Annotated in this window: 3 protein-coding genes; 2 read left to right on the top strand and 1 reads right to left on the bottom strand. The window is 55.9% G+C overall.

The annotated features are described in order from the left end of the window. Positions 1-515 precede the first annotated feature (515 nt). Positions 516-1,400 (top strand): baseplate hub protein, encoded by an 885-nt coding sequence (locus tag CFB82_RS41190; protein ID WP_089487924.1) that lies wholly within the window; start codon positions 516-518, stop codon positions 1,398-1,400. Positions 1,401-1,563: 163 nt separating this feature from the next. Here the strand turns inward: CFB82_RS41190 and CFB82_RS42980 are convergent, their stop codons facing one another. Next, the gene (locus CFB82_RS42980; RefSeq protein ID WP_179255539.1) at positions 1,564-1,845 is read right to left on the bottom strand and encodes a type V toxin-antitoxin system endoribonuclease antitoxin GhoS; all 282 of its coding nucleotides are present in this window, start codon (positions 1,843-1,845) and stop codon (positions 1,564-1,566) included. A gap of 286 nt (positions 1,846-2,131) precedes the next feature. Here CFB82_RS42980 and CFB82_RS41185 point away from each other — a divergent pair, with 286 nt between their 5' ends. Then, entirely contained in the window at positions 2,132-2,326 is a 195-nt protein-coding gene (locus tag CFB82_RS41185) for a hypothetical protein (protein ID WP_089487923.1), read from the top strand. Positions 2,327-2,596: the final 270 nt, after the last annotated feature.

Raw genomic sequence — 2,596 nt, 5'->3', positions numbered from 1 at the left:
ATCTCGCGCCGGAATTCGAGTGGGTGATTCGGGATGCCTTTGCGGCCAATCCTCTTTGGTGCTTCTGTTGTCAAAGTAGTCCCCGCTACTTGAAGTGGTGGGAACTACTCTGGCAATTTCCGGTCACGCCGTCGAGACGGTGCTGGAGACTCGCTTACGAACAATGCGGCGGGCAACCAGCAGGTCAACAACGGACCGGTGACGCAGGGCACGTCCGCGCGCACGAGCGAAGAATCGCCGGAACGATCAAACGAACTATTAACAGACGAACGAGAGAACGACCATGGCGCGACGCTGGACGCCCGAGCAGCGGGCCGCACAGGCGGAAAAGATTCGCAGATGGAAACCGTGGGAGCAATCCACGGGCCCAGTGACTGATGAGGGTAAAGCCGTGGCGTCACAGAACGCGCTTGTACATGGGTTTCGCGCCCGTGGCTGGCTCGCTTACCAAAAGCGTATTAACGGCCTGCTGCGCGCCTGCAGGAAGCAACTGAACGAAATTTAAGGGAAAACCTATGAGCTTCACGCGCAAGAAAATTAACCTAACCTTCAAGCTGGGCCGCGACACGAATGGTGTGCAGTATTCGTTCGACGGCAAGTACGACACTGTCACGGTGTCCGGTTTGCGTATTCAGGTGACGATTGCCAATGCGGGCGCACCGTCCATGGGGCAAGCATCGCTAATCATCCACGGGTTGACCCCGTCCCTTCTGAACCAGCTTTCGAGCATGAACCGCCTTGAAGGCGGCCAAGTTTCAACTCGCTTCAATCAGTTGCTCATCGAAGCTGGTGATGAAGCCACGGGAATGAGCCTGATATTCCAAGGCCAAGTAGCGGTAGCAATGCCGACCTACAACAATGCACCCGACGTCGCGCTGCAAGTAACGGCATACGCGGGGCTGTTCGAAGCGCTCAAAGTGGCGCCGGCTTTGAGTGTCCGCGGCTCTGTTGATGCCGCGGTCATCATGCAGAATCTCGCCACCCAAAACGGCTATATGTTCGAGAACAATGGTGTCTCGGTCATTCTGTCGACACCCTACTTCCCGGGATCGCCAAAGCGGCAAATGGAAGCATGTGCGAACGCCGCTAACATCAATTGGTCGCTTGATAACGGCACGCTGGCAATCTGGCCGAAAGGCGGTAGTCGCGGGGGTGTCGTGCAGACAATATCGCCAGAGACGGGAATGATCGGCTATCCGGCAGGGACTCCCGCTGGAGGAGTATTGGTTCGTACGCTATTCAACCCACACTTACACTACGGTGCTGCTGTACAGGTGGAGAGTAGTTTGCCTTTCGCCAACGGAAAATTTGTCCTATTCGACATTGCCCATGACCTTGAGAGCGAGACGCCTAACGGGCAGTGGGAAACGTCGTTCAGTGGGTCTGTGTTGGCCCTCTGAACCGCGCGCGCTGAATTCCCCCGTGCTTTTGTTCGCACATTTCGGAACGGCTCAGTCCGCTAGGAGTCTTGCGGGGCGGCGCCGTATAGCGGAATTCCTGCGAGGATGCAGAGACGGGCTGCGGCGCCTTTAGGCGTTCAGCCACGTGGAGCGGATTGCCACATTATGCGCGTGGTAGTCCGTTCCATTGCGCTTGTGTCCAGTTGCAGGTAATGATTGACGCAGTTTTGCCAATCGACCTGACGGCGGCCTTTGCTAGTTCAAGTACGTCGTTTGCAGCAATCTCGCCGTGCGAATAGTACTCCGCAGTGGGAAGGTGGTAGCGCACCCCGCTGTCATCAGGAATCGTCCGTGAGAACTTTTGTTGCTGCATGGCTGTGTGCAGCTTTTCATAGTCGGCGGCGGTTGCGTTATGCAATTCAACGCGCGTCAAGAATTGAGCCATCTTCAAATCCTTTTTGTGTTGTTTGTGGCCGCCGTAGCCAAGGCGCCTGTATTGCAATGTAGGCGCCCCAATGCGTTTTCAAGCTTGTCGTAAACCCGCCCAGCGCCTGCGGACTGCACGTCGGGGCGCATGATAGTCCGACGCTCTAGAGCGCTTGGGTTCGTAACGCTCAGTGGACCATGCCGAGAAGAATATCGAGATATCTTGCAGAGGCAGATTCCGCCCCTATTTATATGGTCCGCGGGTACCACACGCTGTCGCGGTCACTACCAAAGAAGGAGTAACAATGGCTTTGAAACTTGCGAATGTGAATTTTTCCCGAAACGTAACCCCCGTTCGGGTCTATGCAGTTCTTCAGGACGAAGACAATAATTCCGTCAACGTCAACTTCCCGTTGGAGGCGCATTACGATCTCGAGCACGTGACGGTTCAGGAACTTGAGAATTTCGCAAAGGAAGCGGCGAAGAAGTTGCACGTCTAAGCCAAGACGGAGGGGCGGTAACTGCGCAAACGAGGCGCGTCGTGACCGCTCCGCCTATAGTGCAATCCGCTTTGCAGATGGCCCACGACGAAGTCGATGGGTTTCAGGGAAGGATCTCAATGATCCTGTCGCAGCAGCGGGTTCAGGGTAAGCGCTCTTTGATTGACGCCATTGCACGGCGAGGCTGATTCACCGAGGCTACGTGTCCATGTTCAATGAGCGTGGACAGGTGTGCATGAACGAGCAACGCGGAGGTTTGCAGAGCCGATT

It is taken from the genome of Burkholderia sp. HI2714 (genome assembly GCF_002223085.1).
Taxonomy (GTDB): domain Bacteria; phylum Pseudomonadota; class Gammaproteobacteria; order Burkholderiales; family Burkholderiaceae; genus Burkholderia; species Burkholderia lata_D.
The sequence above is the reverse complement of the archived record's forward strand: the minus strand, read 5'-3'. Positions and strand labels throughout refer to the sequence as shown.